The 15,674-nt window shown below is 69.1% G+C and carries 19 protein-coding genes; 5 read left to right on the top strand and 14 right to left on the bottom strand.

The features are described from left to right. Window positions 1-32: 32 nt before the first annotated feature. A complete protein-coding gene (locus ULB03_RS07805; protein WP_322482632.1) occupies window positions 33-497 on the bottom strand; it encodes a hypothetical protein in 465 nt (154 codons plus the stop codon). Between the two features lie 283 nt (window positions 498-780). Between ULB03_RS07805 and radC the strand changes: the two genes are divergently transcribed. Continuing rightward, a complete protein-coding gene (gene radC, locus ULB03_RS07800; protein ID WP_322482631.1) occupies window positions 781-1,524 on the top strand; it encodes a RadC family protein in 744 nt (247 codons plus the stop codon). Here radC and ULB03_RS07795 read toward each other — a convergent pair. Continuing rightward, complete coding sequence (locus ULB03_RS07795) at window positions 1,521-2,564, bottom strand: alpha/beta fold hydrolase (protein ID WP_322482630.1); 1,044 nt, start codon at window positions 2,562-2,564, stop codon at window positions 1,521-1,523. The two genes, radC and ULB03_RS07795, sit on opposite strands and share 4 nt — an antisense overlap. 44 nt (window positions 2,565-2,608) lie before the next feature. Next, window positions 2,609-4,360 carry a redoxin domain-containing protein gene (locus tag ULB03_RS07790; RefSeq protein ID WP_322482629.1) on the bottom strand — a complete coding sequence of 584 codons (1,752 nt, stop codon included), beginning with the start codon at window positions 4,358-4,360 and terminating at the stop codon, window positions 2,609-2,611. Window positions 4,361-4,514: 154 nt separating this feature from the next. Between ULB03_RS07790 and ULB03_RS07785 the strand changes: the two genes are divergently transcribed. Further along, window positions 4,515-5,012, top strand: a complete 498-nt coding sequence (locus ULB03_RS07785) for a MarR family winged helix-turn-helix transcriptional regulator (RefSeq protein ID WP_322482628.1) — start codon at window positions 4,515-4,517, stop codon at window positions 5,010-5,012. Window positions 5,013-5,021: 9 nt separating this feature from the next. On the opposite strand, the gene ULB03_RS07780 is transcribed toward ULB03_RS07785, so the two are convergent. Beyond that, window positions 5,022-6,236 carry a TCR/Tet family MFS transporter gene (locus ULB03_RS07780; protein WP_322482627.1) on the bottom strand — a complete coding sequence of 405 codons (1,215 nt, stop codon included), beginning with the start codon at window positions 6,234-6,236 and terminating at the stop codon, window positions 5,022-5,024. Window positions 6,237-6,320: 84 nt separating this feature from the next. Between ULB03_RS07780 and ULB03_RS07775 the strand changes: the two genes are divergently transcribed. Further along, window positions 6,321-6,944, top strand: coding sequence for a TetR/AcrR family transcriptional regulator C-terminal domain-containing protein (locus ULB03_RS07775; RefSeq protein WP_322482626.1), 624 nt, complete (start codon window positions 6,321-6,323; stop codon window positions 6,942-6,944). 40 nt (window positions 6,945-6,984) lie between these two features. Here ULB03_RS07775 and purS read toward each other — a convergent pair whose 3' ends face one another. The 3 genes from purS to ULB03_RS07760 form a co-directional block, all read right to left on the bottom strand. Next, window positions 6,985-7,224: a phosphoribosylformylglycinamidine synthase subunit PurS gene (gene purS / locus ULB03_RS07770; protein WP_145734887.1), complete on the bottom strand. Its 240-nt coding sequence runs from the start codon at window positions 7,222-7,224 to the stop codon at window positions 6,985-6,987. A gap of 80 nt (window positions 7,225-7,304) precedes the next feature. Beyond that, entirely contained in the window at window positions 7,305-8,063 is a 759-nt protein-coding gene (purC, locus tag ULB03_RS07765) for a phosphoribosylaminoimidazolesuccinocarboxamide synthase (protein WP_088872225.1), read from the bottom strand. A 174-nt stretch (window positions 8,064-8,237) separates the two neighbouring features. Beyond that, complete coding sequence (locus ULB03_RS07760; protein WP_322482625.1) at window positions 8,238-8,894, bottom strand: NRDE family protein; 657 nt, start codon at window positions 8,892-8,894, stop codon at window positions 8,238-8,240. Window positions 8,895-9,197: 303 nt separating this feature from the next. Here ULB03_RS07760 and ULB03_RS07755 point away from each other — a divergent pair, with 303 nt between their 5' ends. Further along, window positions 9,198-9,518, top strand: a complete 321-nt coding sequence (locus ULB03_RS07755) for a DUF1476 domain-containing protein (protein WP_322482624.1) — start codon at window positions 9,198-9,200, stop codon at window positions 9,516-9,518. Window positions 9,519-9,747: 229 nt separating this feature from the next. Here ULB03_RS07755 and purB read toward each other — a convergent pair whose 3' ends face one another. From purB to ULB03_RS07720, 7 genes are all read right to left on the bottom strand, one after another. Continuing rightward, window positions 9,748-11,043 carry an adenylosuccinate lyase gene (gene purB, locus ULB03_RS07750; protein WP_322482623.1) on the bottom strand — a complete coding sequence of 432 codons (1,296 nt, stop codon included), beginning with the start codon at window positions 11,041-11,043 and terminating at the stop codon, window positions 9,748-9,750. Window positions 11,044-11,176: 133 nt separating this feature from the next. After that, window positions 11,177-11,386 (bottom strand): hypothetical protein, encoded by a 210-nt coding sequence (locus ULB03_RS07745; RefSeq protein ID WP_322482622.1) that lies wholly within the window; start codon window positions 11,384-11,386, stop codon window positions 11,177-11,179. Between the two features lie 24 nt (window positions 11,387-11,410). Further along, entirely contained in the window at window positions 11,411-11,833 is a 423-nt protein-coding gene (locus tag ULB03_RS07740; RefSeq protein ID WP_044564144.1) for a Fur family transcriptional regulator, read from the bottom strand. 176 nt (window positions 11,834-12,009) lie between these two features. Beyond that, window positions 12,010-12,363 (bottom strand): helix-turn-helix domain-containing protein, encoded by a 354-nt coding sequence (locus tag ULB03_RS07735; protein ID WP_322482621.1) that lies wholly within the window; start codon window positions 12,361-12,363, stop codon window positions 12,010-12,012. After that, entirely contained in the window at window positions 12,360-12,929 is a 570-nt protein-coding gene (locus tag ULB03_RS07730; RefSeq protein WP_322482620.1) for a Smr/MutS family protein, read from the bottom strand. Before ULB03_RS07730 ends, ULB03_RS07735 begins: the two co-directional genes overlap by 4 nt. Beyond that, a complete protein-coding gene (mltA, locus tag ULB03_RS07725; RefSeq protein ID WP_322482619.1) occupies window positions 12,926-14,149 on the bottom strand; it encodes a murein transglycosylase A in 1,224 nt (407 codons plus the stop codon). The genes ULB03_RS07730 and mltA overlap by 4 nt, the downstream gene beginning before the upstream one ends. Before the next feature lie 138 nt (window positions 14,150-14,287). Then, complete coding sequence (locus tag ULB03_RS07720; protein ID WP_322482618.1) at window positions 14,288-15,016, bottom strand: Tim44/TimA family putative adaptor protein; 729 nt, start codon at window positions 15,014-15,016, stop codon at window positions 14,288-14,290. A 157-nt stretch (window positions 15,017-15,173) separates the two neighbouring features. Here ULB03_RS07720 and ULB03_RS07715 point away from each other — a divergent pair, with 157 nt between their 5' ends. Continuing rightward, window positions 15,174-15,665: an FxsA family protein gene (locus ULB03_RS07715; protein WP_322482617.1), complete on the top strand. Its 492-nt coding sequence runs from the start codon at window positions 15,174-15,176 to the stop codon at window positions 15,663-15,665. Window positions 15,666-15,674: the final 9 nt, after the last annotated feature.

The raw sequence follows: 15,674 nt of genomic DNA, 5'->3' as shown, positions 1-15,674 counted from the left end.
CGCCCCGGCACCGCCGGGCGGGGTCTTTTTATTCAGGCCCGCACCGCTTGCGGCCCGCCCCGCATATGCCGGTCCAGGAAATCGCCCACGGCGGCCTGGGTATGGGCCAGCACCTGGCGCAATGATCCCAGGGCCTCCGCCTCCGCGACGCCCTGGGTCGCGCGGCGCGCCAGGAAGCGGCTGATATGGGCCAGCCGGGGGGTGCCCATCTCCGCCGCCGTGCCGGTCAGCAGATAGGCGTAATGGCGAACGGCCTCAGGTGCCGCCTCTTGCAACGCTTGTTCCAACGCCGCACCGGCATCCATCAGGCATTCGGCATAAAGCACCAGGATCTCCGACACCGCGCCGTGCCCCAGGGACAGGGCGTAACGGCTGAGGCGCTCCTCCTCCACCAAGGGAATGCCGGGCAGGCGTTCCCATCCGCGCTCCTCCCCGGCAGCCGCTGACTTTTCGGCGCGGAGCGTCTTGGCGGCGGACAGGGGAATGGGGTCGTGCATCGCGGGGGAACTCCTCTCGGCGGGCGAAACATTCCCAAAGCAATGGTTGTGCCAAACGGCCACCGCTCTTCCGCCATGACGGTTTCCCGCGAGTCGCGCCTGGATGTCCGCCGTGTCCGTCCTGTCCACGCGGACATGTCCGGACACGGCGGACAGGCCAGATTTGCCGGGGTCGCCACATGCCCCCTTTCCTTGGCCCCTTTCTGTCACCTTTTCTGCCGCCCACTGGCGGGTGCAGGGCATGCCACCTATACTGCCTGGGCGCGCAATTGGGGGGATGGGCATGGGCCGCGAGCAGGACGACAACGCCGTACTGGACCTGGATTTGGCGGCGCCGCCGGCCGCGAAGGAACCGCCGCCCCATTACCACGGCCACCGTGACCGCCTGCGCGACCGCTTCCTCACCCAGGGGCCGGAGGCCTTGCAGGACTATGAGCTGGTCGAGTTGCTGCTGTTCCAGGCCATCCCCCGGCGGGACGTGAAGCCGCTGGCCAAGCAGTTGCTGACTCGCTTCGGATCGTTCTGGGGGCTGGTGTCGGCCCCGGTCGCCACCCTGCGCGATGAATTCAAGCTGAGCGACGCCGCCATCGGCGCCATCAAGGTGGTGGCCGCCGCCGCCCTGCGCATGGCGCGGCGCGAGTTGCTGGACCGGCCGGTGCTGTCGTCCTGGGAGAAGCTGCTGGATTACTGCCAAGGCGCCCTGGCGCACGAGCCGGTGGAGCAGTTCCGCGTGCTGTTCCTGGATGGCCGGCACGCGCTGCTGCGCGACGAGGTGCAGCAGCGCGGCACGGTCAACCAGACGGCGGCCTATCCCCGCGAGGTGCTGAAGCGCGCGCTGGAACTGGGGGCCAGCGGCGTCATCCTGGTCCACAACCACCCCAGCGGCGACCCCAGCCCCAGCCGGGCGGACATCCAGATGACCAAGGCCATCGTGGAGGCCGCGAAGGCCCTGGAGATATCGGTGCACGACCATCTGGTCATCGGCCGGGGCCGGCACTTCAGCTTTCGGGCGCAGGGGCTGATTTAGAGGGCCACCACATCCAGCACCGCCTGGGCGAAGGCCTGCGGCGCCTCCTGCGGCAGGTTGTGACCGACGCCGCCGTTCACCAGCCGGTGGGCGTAGGGGCCCGTGAACTTGGCGGCATAAGCGGCAGGCTCGGGATGCGGGGCGCCGTTGGCGTCACCCTCCAGCGTGATGGTAGGGACGGTGACGACGGGGGCGGCGGCCAGCCGACGCTCGAACGCGTCGTATTCCGCCTCCCCCTCCGCCAGGCCCAGGCGCCAACGGTAATTATGGATGACGATGGCGACATGGTCGGGGTTGTCGAAGGCGGCGGCCGAGCGCTGGTAGGTGGCCTCGTCAAAGCCCCATTCCGGGGAAGCCAGCCGCCAGATCAGGCGGTTGAAGTCGTGGCGGTTGGCCTCGTACCCCTGCCGGCCCCGCTCCGTCGCGAAATAGAACTGGTACCACCAGGACAGTTCCGCCTGGGGCGGCAGCGGCTTGCGCCCCGCCTCCTGGCTGCCGATGAGATAGCCGCTGACCGACACCAGGGCGCGGCACCGCTCCGGCCACAGAGCGGCCACGATGCCGGCGGAGCGGGCGCCCCAGTCGAAGCCGGCGACCACCGCCTTGTCGATCTCCAGCGCGTCCATCAAGGCGATGACGTCGGCGGCCAACGCTGCCGGTTCACCATTGCGCACTGTCTGGCCTGAAATGAAGCGGGTTGCGCCGAAGCCGCGCAGGTGGGGCACGATCACCCGGTAGCCCGCCGCCGTCAGCAACGGCACCACGTCGATGAAGGCGTGGATGTCATAGGGCCAGCCGTGCAGCAGGATGACGACGGGGCCATGGGCCGGCCCGGCATCGACATAGCTGATGGATAGCGGGCCGGCCGTAACCTGCTTCAGACCGGTGAAGACCTTGAGGGGCCCGGATGGGACCGGTGGAGCCCGTTCAGCGGAAGCCGCCTTGGCACCGGTGAGAAGGCCGAACCGGGCGGCGGCGACAGTGGCGACAGCGGCCCCGAACAGGCGGCGGCGGGCCGGATTGACGATGGGGGCGGACATGGGATGTGTCTCCGATACCGGGAATGGGCGGGGAATGGGGAGGATCAGCCGAAGGTGAAGGCGTAGGCGCGGGCACCGGGGCCCAGGAACTCGATCTCGAAGGTGTGGTCGGCCACCGGGCCGGCTTGGCGGACCAGTTGGTACAGCTTGGCGGCGTGCACCGTGCCCACGCCCTCGGCGTCCACATCGGTGCCGTGGTCCGCACCGGGGGCGGCGCCGTCGATGCGCACCCGGAAGCGGACGGGCTGGCCATCGGCGCCCGGCGCCAACACCAGGTGCAGGTCACGGGCGTGGAAGCGGTAGGCGATGCGGGCCCCGGCCTGGCCGGCGGTGGCGAATTCCCGGCCCACCGTCCAGTCACCGCCCAGGGTCCAGTGGTTCAGGCGCAGGCCGCCAGCCAAGCGGTAACGGGCGGGAGCGTCGGCGACGATGTCATCGTCGCCGGAATAGCGCTGACCCTCGCCATAACCGACATAGGTTTCGGGCGACCCCAGGTCGTTGAGATCGGCGGCGGCCTGCGTGCCCTCCCCCCGGACCACCGCGGCGGGGGCGGTGGGACCTTGATCCGCGGGGCCTTTGGCATCCGCCAGCGCCTTGCGGATGACGCGCTCCGTCTTGTCGTAGTCGCCCTCCCCGAAGGCCTGGTGGAGGATGCGGCCATCGGCGCCCACCAGGTACAGGGCGGGCCAGGCCTGGTTGTCGAACGCGCGCCAGATGCGATAATCGCTGTCCACCGCCACGGGGTAAGTCACGTCCAGGGTGGCGGCGGCCTTGGCGATGTTGTCGACATCCCGCTCAAAGGCGAATTCCGGGGTGTGGACGCCCACCACGACCAGGCCCTGGTCCTTGTACCGCGCCGCCCATTGGCGAACATGGGGCAAGGCGCGCAGGCAGTTGATGCAGGAATAGGTCCAGAAGTTCACCAGCACCACATGGCCCCGCAGGGCATCCGCCGTCAGGCCGGGGGTGTTGACCCAGGCCTTGGCCTTCAGCACATCGGCCAGCGGGCCGGTGAGCGGCGGCGTGGTGGCCGGCAAGGTCGCCGCCTGAGCGACACCGAGCGGGTGGAAGCCCAGCATCTTGACCAGCGCCCGTTCCACCGTGTCGGTCGCCAGGGCCGGCACGCCCAGGAACAGGCGGGTGTCCAGGCCGGCGGCGCCGACGACCGCCGTGGCCACCACCGCCCCGCCCACCAGCCGCCGCAGGCCCTCCGTCCAGCGCAAGGCGCCCTGGGGCAGCGCGCGGATCAGCCGCCCGCCCCCGGCCATGACGAGCGCCAGCGGCGTGGCGGCGCCCAGGGCGTAGACGAACAGCAGCAAGGTGGTGTCCAGGCCCGGCCCGCGCAGGGCGGCGGCGCTGAGGATCAGGCCCAGCACCGGCCCGGCGCACGGCGCCCACACCAAGCCCGTGGCCAGCCCCAGCACCAGGGATGAGACGACCGTGCGGTCGGCACCGGTGTTGAACCGGGCGGCCAAACGCGTGCCCACCGTCACCAGCGGGGCGGCCAGGCGGTCGGCCAGGGCCGGCCAGATCATGGCCAAGCCGAACAGGGTGACCAGGGCCAAGCCCACGGCCCGGCCATATTGGTTGGCCACCACCGCCCAGCCACCCGCGGCCGCCAAGCTGGCGGAAACGGCGAAGGCCACCGCCAGGCCAAGCAGCAGCGGCAGGGCGTGAAAGCCGCGCCCCGGACGACCGGAGACCACAGGGGCAACCACGATGGGCAGCAGGGGCAGGATGCAGGGGGCGGCAAAGGTCAGCACACCCGCCAGGTACGCCAGGATGAGGGAGGCCATGGGGAGCATCCTTATGATTATCGCATCCGCTTTAATCGGATGCGCTTTAATAGGCTCTCTTCAACTGCCCGTCAATTCCCGATTTAATCGCATCCGTGCTATATCGACGGCAGAGGCGGGAACGCCGTCCGTTCCCCCCTTGGAAAGAACACCGATGACCCACCCGGATACACCCAAGCCCACCGCCCCCCCACCGGATGACGTGGCTGCCCCCGCCTCCCAGCCCAAGCTGGCGGACTTCCTGTGCTTCGCCGTCTATTCCGCGAATCTGGCGTACGGCCGCGCCTACAAGGCGATCCTGGACGACCTGGGCGTCACCTATACCCAGTGGATCACCATCGTCGCCCTGTGGGAGCAGGACGACCAGACGGTCAGCGGCCTGGGCGAGAAGCTGTTCCTGGAGTCGAACACCCTGACGCCCATCCTGAAAAAGCTGGAGTCGCTGGGCTATCTGCAGCGCCGCCGCGACCCGGCGGACGAACGCCAGGTGCGGGTCAGCCTGACCCCCGCCGGCCGGAACCTTCGGGAAAAAGGAGGCCAGCGCACCCTGGTGCAGGCCAGCGGCCTGACGCCGGAGGAATTCAAGACGGTGCAAAAGACCGTAAGCCGCCTGCGTGACAACCTGCTGAAGCACGCCGAGGAGGAGCGGTAACGCCCGCCCTCATTCCCCCGGCGGCGCCTCGGCGGATGTTTCTGTTGGCGCCAACGCCTTGCGACTGGGCAGCAGCGGGACGGCGACGGCGTAGGCCAGAACGCCCAGCAACCAGACGGCACCGGGCATGCTGGTCCGGGTGGCGCCATAGATGGCGGTGAAGACCAGGGGACCGCCGATGCCCACCAGGCTGCCCAGCGCCGCCAGCGTGCCTTGCAACTCCCCCTGCCGGCTCGGACCCACCCGGAAGGACATCAGCGCCTTCAGCGCGGGCTCGATAATGCCGCCGAGGGAGAATAGCGGCATGATGAGGAAAATGGCCAAGCCATGGGTGGCGAAGGCCATAACGATGTAGGCGGCGGCATCGGCCACCGCCGCCAGGATGAAGGCCCCCCTCTCCCCCAGCCGGCGGATCACCGGCTCTGTCACGAAGGATTGCGCCAGGGCGTGCAGCAGGCCGTAGGCGGCCAGCGACCATCCCACCACCGCCGCGTCCCAGGCGAAACGGTCCTGGCCGTTCAACACCCACAAGGAACCGGCCAGTTGGCCCGCCGCCTCCGCCAGGATATAGACTACCAGCAGCCGCGCCAGCACCGGCACGGTGACGACCCAACGCAGGGAGGCAAGCGCGTTCAGCGCCCCCAGGGTGATGGGCCTGCGCTCCGCCGAGACCGGGCGCGACTCCGGCAGCACCAGCAAGGCCAGCAGGAAGTTCAGGGCGGTCAGGCCGGCCGCCAGCAGGAAGGGGGCCCGCAATGACACCATGCCCAGCAGCCCGCCCAGCGCCGGGCCGGCGATGAAGCCGATACCGAAGGCGGCCCCCATGCGCCCATACTGTTTGGCCCGTCCCGCCTCCCCCGTCGTGTCGGTGATATAGGCGGTGATGACCGCCATGTTGGCGGAGGTGACGCCGGCCAGGATGCGCCCGGCGGCGACGACCCAGAGGTTGGGCGACCAGGCCAGGGCCAGATAGTCCAGCGCCCCGCCGGCCAGCGACAGCAGCAGGACGGGCCGCCGTCCATAACGGTCGCTGAGGGCGCCCAGGACCGGGGCGCAGAAGAACTGCATGAGCCCGAAGGCAGCCAGCAGCAGGCCGTACAGCGGCGCCACGTCGTCCGTCCCCGCCAGCTCGCGCAACAGCCCCGGCAGGATGGGCATGATAATGCCGATGCCCACCGCATCCAGCGCCACGGCCAGGAAAACCACAGACAACGCCTTGCTCATGACGGCCACGCCTTGCTCTCTATCACTGATAGGGTTGCATTTTCCCTATCAATGATAGAGAGTCAAGCGGGAACGGAGGACGGCATGCGGCCAGAAGGCAGGTTGACCCGCGACACGGTGGTGCGCGCGGCTTTGGATTTGTTGAACGAGGTGGGCATGGACGGGCTCAGCACCCGCCTGCTGGCGGCGCGCCTGGGCGTGCAGTCCCCCACGCTGTACTGGCATTTCCGCAACAAGCGCGCCCTGTTGGACGCCATGGCCGTGGCCATGCTGGCGCGGCACACGCATGCCTGGCCGCCCGAGGCGGAAGCGGACTGGCGGTCCTGGCTGACGGTCAACGCCCGCAGCTTCCGCCATGCCCTGCTGGCCTATCGCGACGGCGCCCGCGTGCACGCCGGCACCGGCCCGGACCGGGAGCAGATCCCGCTGGTGGAAGCGCAACTGCGCCTGTTATGCGGACACGGCTTCGCACCGGCGGACGCGCTGTCCATCGTGGTGGCGCTGTCGCGTTTCGTCGTGGGATGGGTGCTGGAGGAACAGGCGCGCGCCATGGACGCGGATGATCGCGGCGGCGACACCATGCCGGACGTGGGCCCCGAGGCGCCACTGATGGCGGCGGCCCTGGCCGGCATCCTGGGGGAAAGCCCCGACGCCGCGTTCGACCGGGCGCTGGGCTATTTCATCGCCGGGCTGACGCCAGCGGAATAAGGGACCCCGGGGCGGCCGGACACCGCCCCGGGACCGGGACTCACACCAGTTCGATGGCGTAGTTTTCGATGACCGTGTTGGCCAGCAGGCGCTGGCACATGGCTTCCACCGCGGCCTTGGCCTTGGCGGCATCGGTCTCTTCCAGTTCCAGCTCGATCAGCTTGCCCTGACGGACTTCGCCCACGCCGTCGAAGCCCAGGGTCTGCAGGGCGTGGCCGATGGCCTTGCCCTGGGGATCGAGGACGCCGTGCTTCAGCGTGACGGTAACCTTGGCCTTCATGATCGATGCTCTTCCTGGCTAGTTTTACGCGAACGGGGGATATGAAAAAGCCCGGGGGCGAAACCGCCCCCGGACCGAACTCATTGCATCAGCTTGGGCGCCTTGACGTCGCCGGGTCCGCCCTCGGGCAGGATGCCCAGGCGGCGCGCCACCTCCTGGTAGGCCTCCTCGACCTTGCCCAGATCCTGGCGGAAGCGGTCCTTGTCCAGCTTCTCGTTGGTCTTGATGTCCCACAGGCGGCAATTGTCCGGGCTGATCTCATCGGCCAGGACGATGCGCATCTCGTCATTGTCCCACAGCCGGCCGAACTCCACCTTGAAGTCCACCAGCTTCAGGCCCGTGCCCAGGAACAGGCCGGACAGGTAATCGTTGATACGCAGGCTGAGCGACAGCATGTCGTCCAAATCCTGGGGCCCCGCCCAGCCGAAGGCGGTGATGTGCTCCTCCGACACCATGGGGCAGCCCAGTTCGTCGGACTTGTAATAGAACTCGATGATGGAGCGGGGCAGCTGCGTGCCTTCGGGAATGCCGAAGCGCTTGCTGAGCGAGCCGGCGGCGACGTTGCGCACCACCACCTCGACCGGGATGATCTCCACCTCGCGCACCAACTGCTCACGCATGTTCAGGCGGCGGACGAAGTGGGTGGGCACACCCATCTCGCCCAGGCGGGTCATCAGGTATTCGGAGATGCGGTTGTTCAGCACGCCCTTGCCGGTGATGACGCCCTTCTTCTGCTCATGGGACGTATCATCCTTGAAGTACTGAACCAGCGTGCCGGGCTCGGGCCCTTCAAACAGGTCTTTGGCCTTGCCTTCGTAGATCCGCCGGCGTCGAGACATGGGATCACTTCTTTCGAACGAACGGATGCGGGCGGCATCGGGCGAACGTGCGCATAGCGGAACGCCCGCGCCCAAAGGCCGGCCCTGATATGGCGAGGATATAGCAAGCAATGGGGTTCTGTACAACGCCAGCCACCCCACGCCCCACGCCGGGCGCCTATACGGATAGGGCGATCACCCCAAATCCAGGTCCTGGAAGGGCACCAGGTCCGGCCGCCCGGCGGCGAAGCGCCAGCGCGGCGGCACGCCGGGCCGGTCCATGGCCGGCAGGGCGATGAGGGAACTGCTGGTGGTTTCAAACCCCCCTTTGCCGTCAATGGAGGGCGTGACGATGCAGAGGGCCTCACGCGGGTCGTCGCCGGCGCCACTGACCCGGCTGGCCAGCAGCATTTCCCACTCCGCCCCCCAGGCCCCTGATGAGGGGGCCGTATCGGGGTCCGGCGCCGGCGCCGCCGCGAACAGGGGGCGGTAACGGCGGGTGCGCGGGCAGTCCGCCGCGTTCAGGCCCCGGGCCGTGATCATGGAGACGCCTTCGGGGATGGGCGTCACCCGCACGCGGGTGCGCCCCGCCTCCCCCGTGTGTTCCAGCAGCCAGGCGTCGCGGTTGTCGGCCAGCAGCAGGTTGAAGGGACGGTAGGCGCGGGTGTCCAAATCCGACAGCGCCTCCACCGGGGCGTCCGCGTGGTCCAGCGCCTCCAGCACCAGTTCGCCGCGTGAGCGCTTGCCGGCCGCCGGGCCCAGCGTGCCCTCGCGGTTCAATATGGCGGCCAGCACCCCGGTATCGTTCAGCCCGCACCAACTGCCGTCGGCCAGCTCATCCTTGCCGGCCACCACCTCCGGCCGGTCGGGCCAATGGCGGGCGGGGGCAGCCAGGGGCGATCGTTCATCTCGTCGCGGTTGGCGGCGACGATCAGGGGCCAGGCGTGGCCCGGACGGCGGAGAAGGATGACGCTGCACATGGGATGACGGCACCTGACAGGGTATGGGCGTCCCCGAAGAGGCGAAGCGCCCCGGGCGCAATGGGCCAGGGTGCGACGCGTGGCCCCGGGGGATGTAGACCGAAAGCGACCACCCGATATATAAGGCTGCCGGGGGAAATCCAAACCACCCAGAGCTGCGCTTCGAGGAATAGCGATGACGACGTTTGACGAACGCGAACAGGCCTTCGAGGCCAAGTTCAAGCATGACGAGGAACTGCTGTTCCGCATCTACGTCCGCCGCGCCCGCCTGGTCGGCGAATGGGCCGCCGAGCAACTGGGCCTGACAGGCGACGAGGCCGCCGCCTATGCCAAGGAAATGGTGTCGGAAGACCTGAAGGAGCCTGGCCACCAGGACATCCTGGCCCGCATCATGGCCGACTTCACCGCCAAGGGCATCGACGTCTCCGCCCACCGCGTGGAGAAGGAGATGGAGCACACGCTGGAAGTGGCCCGCCAGCAGGTGATGACCGCCTGATCCGCCGAAGGGATCACAGGAATAGAAAAAGGGGCGTCCCCACGCGGGAGCGCCCTTTTTTTCAATGTTCCCTCAGGGTTCCCTCAGGGTTCCTTCAGGCGCCGGGCGCCAGCATCCGCTGGCTTGGCTTCCTCGTTTTGCGGTCCGCTGACCCTACCCGCAAAACTCCGGGGGACGCGGTCGCATCCCGCAACGGCGTGAGGCCGAACCTCACGCCGTTGGCATTGTTTCATTCCCCAAACACGCGCTTGAACACCGTGTCGACGTGCTTGGTGTGGTAGTCCAGGTCGAAGGCGCCGTCGATCTGGTCGGCCGTCAGGTGCTTGGCGACGTCGGCGTCGGCCTTCAGCAGGGTGCGGAAGTCCTTGCCCTCCAGCCACACCGGCATGGCGTTACGCTGCACGGCGCGATAGGCGTCCTCGCGGCTCATGCCCGCCTGGGTCAGGGCCAGCAGGACGCGCTGGCTGTTGTGCAGGCCGCCCAGCATGTCCAGGTTGCGCTGCATGTTGTCCGGATAGACCACCAGCTTGTCGATCATGCCGGTCAGGCGGGACAGGGCGAAGTCCAGCGCGATGGTGGCGTCGGGGGCGATGACGCGCTCCACCGAGGAATGGCTGATGTCGCGCTCATGCCACAGGGTCACGTTCTCCAGCGCCGGCACCACATGGCTGCGGATCAGGCGGGACAGGCCCGACAGGTTTTCCGACAGCACCGGGTTGCGCTTGTGCGGCATGGCCGACGAGCCCTTCTGGCCCGGGCTGAAATATTCCTCGGCCTCGCGCACTTCGCTACGCTGCAGGTGCCGGACTTCCGTGGCCAGGTTGTCGATGCTGGCGGCGATGACGGCCAGCACGGCGAAGTACATGGCGTGGCGGTCGCGCGGAATGACCTGGGTGGACATGGGCTCCACCGTCAGGCCCAGCTTGGCGGCCACATGCTCCTCGACCTTGGGGTCGATGTTGGCGAAGGTGCCGACGGCGCCGGAGATGGCGCAGGTGGCGATTTCGGCCCGGGCGGCGGCCAGGCGGTCACGGCCGCGCTTGAAGGCGGCGTAGTGGCCGGCCAGCTTCAGGCCGAAGGTCACCGGCTCGGCATGGATGCCGTGGCTGCGGCCGATGCTGGGGGTGTACTTGTGCTCCTGCGCCCGGCGCGCCAGGGCGGCCAGCAGGGCGTCCATGTCCGCCAGCAGCAGGTCGGTCGCCTCTTTCAGCTGAACCGCCAGGCAGGTGTCCAGCACGTCGCTGGAGGTCATGCCCTGGTGGACGAAACGGGCCTCGGGGCCGACATGCTCCGCCAGGTTGGTGAGGAAGGCGATGACGTCGTGCTTGGTCTCGCGCTCGATCTCATCGATGCGGGCCACGTCCCACTTCGCGCGCTCCCACACCGCGGCGGCCGCCTCCTTGGGGATGACGCCCAGCTCGGCCTGCGCGTCGCAGGCATGGGCCTCGATCTCGAACCAGATGCGGAACCGGTTCTCGGGTTCCCAAATCTTGACCATCTGGGGGCGGCTATAGCGCGGAATCATGGGGCGGCGCCTCGGCAAAGGGGGGCTGATGGCGCCGGACCATACGGGCGGGCGCCGCCAAAGACCAGTGCAAGCGGCGCAGGGGGCGGGTGCTGCCAGGCATCAACAAGGGACGCGGCAGCGGCGGGCACCGTCAGTGCCGGGGGCCGTCGTGCACCCAGCCCGTCACCATGGCCATGACCTCGGGCGGGAGGTTGTCCGGGCTGGGGTGGTGATAGCGATAAACGGTGATCGCCGCCTCGAGGCAGAACTTTTCCGGCTGCCCGCGGCCGCGCATCTCCTGATACGCCCGCACCACGGCGGGGCGGCAGCAGTCCGATGGCGGATTGTCGCGGCAAACCATGGGGCCGGACCTTTCGGGCACGCGTCAGGACCGCTTGGCGCGGTTCAGGGGCACGCCGTACAGTTCCAGCCGGTGGCCGATCAGCTCATACCCCAGCTCGGCCGCCACCTTTTCCTTCAGGCGCTCCAGCTCTTCGCTGCGGAACTCGATCACCTCACCCGACTGCAGGTCGATCAGGTGGTGGTGGTGCTCGTCGCGGATTTCCTCGTACCGGGCGCGGCCGTCGCCGAAGTCCAGCCGCTCGATGACGTTGGCCTCCTCGAACAGGCGCATGGTGCGGTAGACCGTGGCGATGGAGATGTTGGGATCGATCTCCACGGCGCGGCGGTACACCTGCTCCACATCCGGGTGGTCCATGGCTTCGGACAGCACGCGGCTGATCACCCGCCGCTGCTCGGTCATCTTGAGGCCCTTCTGGATGCAAAGCTGTTCAAGACGCGATGGCATGGGGACGCTCCCAGAAACGGAATGGTGAACCGGCCGCCGGTGAGGGCGGAAAACTATAAACATTCTAAACCGAGCGGCCACCGGCGTTCGAGCGGAATCGACCGCAGGGCTGCCCCGTTTCGCCGCACGGCCTGCTTCGTCGCATGAAACGGCCGCGATGGCAAAGAGGCATCCGGTCAGGCGGGCCCGATCAGGTCCAGCAGCCGGTCCAGCGTCGCCTCATCCATCCGGCCGATGCGTTCGGCCAGGCGGTTGGCGGCCAGCGTGGCCTTGGGGTGCAGGCCGCTGGTGTCCACCACCACCCGGGGATCGGAAAGCTGGGCCAGGCGCTCCATTTCTTCCGCCTCATCCCAGATGATGCCGAAATAGCCGCAGATCTGGCGCACCAGCATGGGCGACGGCGTGCCCTTGCGGCCATGTTCCAAGGCCGACAGGTAGGCGGAGGAGATGTGCAGGGCGGCGGCCATGTCCTTGAGCGACAGGCCGTTCCGCTCGCGCAGGTCGCGCATCCGCTGGCCGAACGGGGTCATGGGCGCTGGCGCTTCAGCAGGACATAGAGCGCGCCGCCGCCGCCATGCTGGGGCTGGGCATGGCGGATGGCCAGCACCAGGGGGCGCAACGGCGCTTCCGCCAGCCAGCGGGGCACCGCCACCCGCAGGATGCCCTTTTCCCGGTCCGTCCCCAAGTGCGCGCCGCCGGAACCCTTGCCGGTGATGATCAACAGGGTGCGTCGGCCCTCGCGGTGGGCGCGGGCGACGAAGGCGTTCAGGGCGCCATGCGCCTCCGCCTGGGTCATGCCGTGCAGGTCCAGGCGCCCGTCGATGTCCAGCTGCCCGCGGCGCAGGCGGTCGTCGGTGCGACGGTCCAGGCCGGCCCGGGCCCCGAAGACCAGGGGCGGGTGGGCCAGGGGCGGCGGGGCCGGCTTCACCGGCGGCTTGACGGGAATCGGGGCCGAAGGCGGGGCGGGAGGAGGTTCCGCCACAACCGGCGGCGGGGGCGGCAGGGCGCCCGACCGGCGCAAGGGGGCGGCGTCGCGCATCACCTCGCGCCACAGGCGGATTTCATCCGACGTCGGCGCCCGGCGCTGCCGGGTCATGACGCCGGCCCGGCCGGCACCGTAACCGCCGGCGGAGTCACCGTGCGCGGCAGCAGCAGCCAATAGCCGCCGCGGCTTTTCATCAGGCCGGCGCGATTTTCCGCCTGGGGCCCATGACCCCAGAAGACGTCACCGCGCACGGGCCCCTGGATGGCGCCGCCGGTGTCCTGCGCCACCATCAGGCGCGACAGGCGCTTGTCCCCGTCCTCCGGATCGGTGACGTCCAGCCAGACGGGCAGGCCGTACGGGACGTGGGTGTGGTCCACCGCCAGCGAGCGGCCGGGCGTCAGCGCCACGCCCTGGGCGCCCAGGGGGCCGTCGCCCTCCAGCGCCTTGAAGAAGACGTAGGAGGGGTTGCCCTCCATGGTGGCCTGGGCCTGGCCCGGGTTCGCGGCCAACCAGGCGCGGATGGACTGCATGGTCACGCCGTCGCGGTCGAGCTTGCCGTCCGCCACCATCTGGCGGCCGATAGCGACATAGGGCCAGCCGTTCTGGCCGTCGTACGCCACGCGCATCTCGCCCCCCTCCTCCAGCACCACCCGGCCGGAGCCCTGGATATGCAGGAAGAAAGCGTCGACGGCATCGTCCAGCCACACCAGCTCCAGCCCCTTGCCGGTCAGGGCGCCGGCGTCGATGCGGCGGCGGTCCTCATAGGGCTTCAGCTTGCCATCCGCGACACGGCCGGCGATGCGCTGGCCCTTCAGGCTGTCCCGGAACTCGCCCAGGTCGACCATCACCAGATCCGGCGGGCGGCGGTAAAGGGGAACGGTGTAGCGGCCGTGGCGCGTGCGGCTGCCGCGCAACTCCGCCTCGTAATAGCCGGTGAACAGGCCGTCCGGATTGCCGTTGTCGGTGGCGCGCCAGGGCTGGAACCAGCGTTCCAGCGCGGCCCGGGCCATGGCCTCGTTCCCTGGCGGCAGGTTCTTCAGGGCGGAACACGGGGCGTTCCAATCCTGGGGCTTGCCGGCCACGCCCGTGGTCTGGCGCAGCATCTTCTCGCAGGAGCGCAGCAGGGCGGGCAGCGCCTCCGACACCCGGTCCGCCTGCCAGCCGGGCAGGTCGGCGTAGGTGGCGGGTTGCAGCACCAGCTTGGCGCCCGGAGCTGGGGCCGGCGGGGCCGCCGGCTCTTCCGTGGTGAACAGCGAACAGGCGGCGGTCAGCGACAGCAGCGCACCCATCACCCCGCGCGCCACGCGGGCGAGAACAGGCCGGCACGGCATGGGCAAGGGTTCCTCGCGAGACGGCTGGATCAGGTCGAGCCGGACCTTAAAACGGATCGCCGCCCGAAGGAAACACCGGATGCGCGGACCGCATCGCTATTTGCCCCGCGACTCGCACCGCTGGATGCACATCGCTTATCAGGGGACCCGGGTTTCGACCAGGCGCCAGTTCGGGTCGGACGACCTGGTGTCGCGGGCGAAGGTCCAGATGTCCACCACCTCGGCCGGAGCGTTGGCGTCGCCGTCCACCACGCAGCCCTGGGCGTCGCGGGTGACGTTGGTCTGGTGGGTGATGAACTTGACGGTGCAGAGGGCCTGGCCCTGCAGCAGCCGGGCCTGCACCATGTCAACGGAGTCGAAGGCCTGGATGTGCGCCTCCAGCGTTTCGCCCGCCTGGGCGCGCGCCTGGATGGCCTTGGCGAAGTCGTTGTAGACGGCGTCGGCCAGCAAGGGCCGCAGGGCATTCGTGTCGCCCCGGGCGAAGGCGTCGACGATGATGGCGAAGGCGCTTTCCGCCCCTTTCAGGAAATGGCGTTCATCGAAACTGGGATCGGCCTGGTGGATGCGGGCAAGGCCGGCGTCCAGCGACAGGGGACCGTCATAGTCGGGCGGGGTGACGTCGCGGGCCGTGCCGTCGATCACCTTGGCCGGGCCCACCTGGAAGGCGGGTGGGCGGGCGCCCTGGGCAGATCCCGGACCAGTCCCGGGAGTGGCCGGGCCTTGCGGGGGCGGAACCACGGTGAACGGGTTGGGGCGCTCACGCTCCTCACCGGTCTTGCGGCCCAGCGCCTTGTGCAGCTGATAGGCCAGGAACACGGCGATCATCGCGAAGATGATGATTTCGAAGAAGTAGGAGTTGTCGCCCATCGTAGACTTCGAACCTCCGGCGCTTGAATAAACCCGCGTATCAGCCTCAAGGCGGAGACTGGATAGCGGGCCTTCGCCCCACCATGTTAAGACCGGACAATCATCACCGCCGGCCCTCCTGCTGTAGATAGGGGGCGCTTGGAGAAAGAGCAAGCTTATGCGCCTTCCCCTCCTGCTCATCGCTTATCTGCTGGCGGAAATCGCCGCCTTCGCCTGGGTGGGGGAGAAGGTGGGCGTGCTGGGCACCGTGGCCCTGGTGGTGCTGTCCACCATCATCGGCCTCTGGCTGGTGCAGCGCCAAGGGCTGGACACCCTGCGCAAGGTGGCTGGCCTGGGACCGGGCCAGGCCCCGGTGGTCGAGGCGTGGGACGGCCTGTGCCTTGCCACCGCCGGCGTGCTGTTCGCCGTGCCGGGCTTCCTCAGCGACCTGGCCGGCGTCGCCCTGCTGATCCCGCCCGTCCGTCGCGCCCTGCTGGGCCAGGCGCAGCGCCTGTCAGGCACCCGCTTCACCGTGCGCACATCCTCCACCGGCTCCACCGGCTTCGGGCCCAACGGTTCCAGCACCCCGGCGCGGCCCACCACGGTCATCGACGGCGACTTCGTGGACGTGACCAAGCCGGACGACGCCCCCCACCTGCCGAAAGAGTGACGGCCTCCC

Origin of the sequence: Nitrospirillum goiasense (assembly GCF_034427435.1) — a bacterium.
Classification (GTDB): domain Bacteria; phylum Pseudomonadota; class Alphaproteobacteria; order Azospirillales; family Azospirillaceae; genus Nitrospirillum.
Note: the sequence above shows the minus strand (reverse complement) of the source record. Positions and strands in the feature narration are given on the sequence as shown.

Excerpts from the sequence above, each read along its gene's own strand:
- ULB03_RS07755 (WP_322482624.1), top strand. The coding sequence starts at position 9,198 with ATGACGACGTTTGACGAACGCGAACAGGCCTTCGAGGCCAAGTTCAAG.
- ULB03_RS07790 (WP_322482629.1), bottom strand. The coding sequence starts at position 4,360 with ATGGCCTCCCTCATCCTGGCGTACCTGGCGGGTGTGCTGACCTTTGCC.
- purC (WP_088872225.1), bottom strand. The coding sequence starts at position 8,063 with ATGTCTCGACGCCGGCGGATCTACGAAGGCAAGGCCAAAGACCTGTTT.
- ULB03_RS07730 (WP_322482620.1), bottom strand. The coding sequence starts at position 12,929 with ATGACCCGGCAGCGCCGGGCGCCGACGTCGGATGAAATCCGCCTGTGG.
- radC (WP_322482631.1), top strand. The coding sequence starts at position 781 with ATGGGCCGCGAGCAGGACGACAACGCCGTACTGGACCTGGATTTGGCG.
- ULB03_RS07775 (WP_322482626.1), top strand. The coding sequence starts at position 6,321 with ATGCGGCCAGAAGGCAGGTTGACCCGCGACACGGTGGTGCGCGCGGCT.
- purB (WP_322482623.1), bottom strand. The coding sequence starts at position 11,043 with ATGATTCCGCGCTATAGCCGCCCCCAGATGGTCAAGATTTGGGAACCC.
- ULB03_RS07785 (WP_322482628.1), top strand. The coding sequence starts at position 4,515 with ATGACCCACCCGGATACACCCAAGCCCACCGCCCCCCCACCGGATGAC.
- ULB03_RS07735 (WP_322482621.1), bottom strand. The coding sequence starts at position 12,363 with ATGACCCCGTTCGGCCAGCGGATGCGCGACCTGCGCGAGCGGAACGGC.
- ULB03_RS07795 (WP_322482630.1), bottom strand. The coding sequence starts at position 2,564 with ATGTCCGCCCCCATCGTCAATCCGGCCCGCCGCCGCCTGTTCGGGGCC.
- ULB03_RS07745 (WP_322482622.1), bottom strand. The coding sequence starts at position 11,386 with ATGGTTTGCCGCGACAATCCGCCATCGGACTGCTGCCGCCCCGCCGTG.
- ULB03_RS07780 (WP_322482627.1), bottom strand. The coding sequence starts at position 6,236 with ATGAGCAAGGCGTTGTCTGTGGTTTTCCTGGCCGTGGCGCTGGATGCG.
- ULB03_RS07720 (WP_322482618.1), bottom strand. The coding sequence starts at position 15,016 with ATGGGCGACAACTCCTACTTCTTCGAAATCATCATCTTCGCGATGATC.
- ULB03_RS07805 (WP_322482632.1), bottom strand. The coding sequence starts at position 497 with ATGCACGACCCCATTCCCCTGTCCGCCGCCAAGACGCTCCGCGCCGAA.
- ULB03_RS07740 (WP_044564144.1), bottom strand. The coding sequence starts at position 11,833 with ATGCCATCGCGTCTTGAACAGCTTTGCATCCAGAAGGGCCTCAAGATG.
- ULB03_RS07715 (WP_322482617.1), top strand. The coding sequence starts at position 15,174 with ATGCGCCTTCCCCTCCTGCTCATCGCTTATCTGCTGGCGGAAATCGCC.
- mltA (WP_322482619.1), bottom strand. The coding sequence starts at position 14,149 with ATGCCGTGCCGGCCTGTTCTCGCCCGCGTGGCGCGCGGGGTGATGGGT.
- purS (WP_145734887.1), bottom strand. The coding sequence starts at position 7,224 with ATGAAGGCCAAGGTTACCGTCACGCTGAAGCACGGCGTCCTCGATCCC.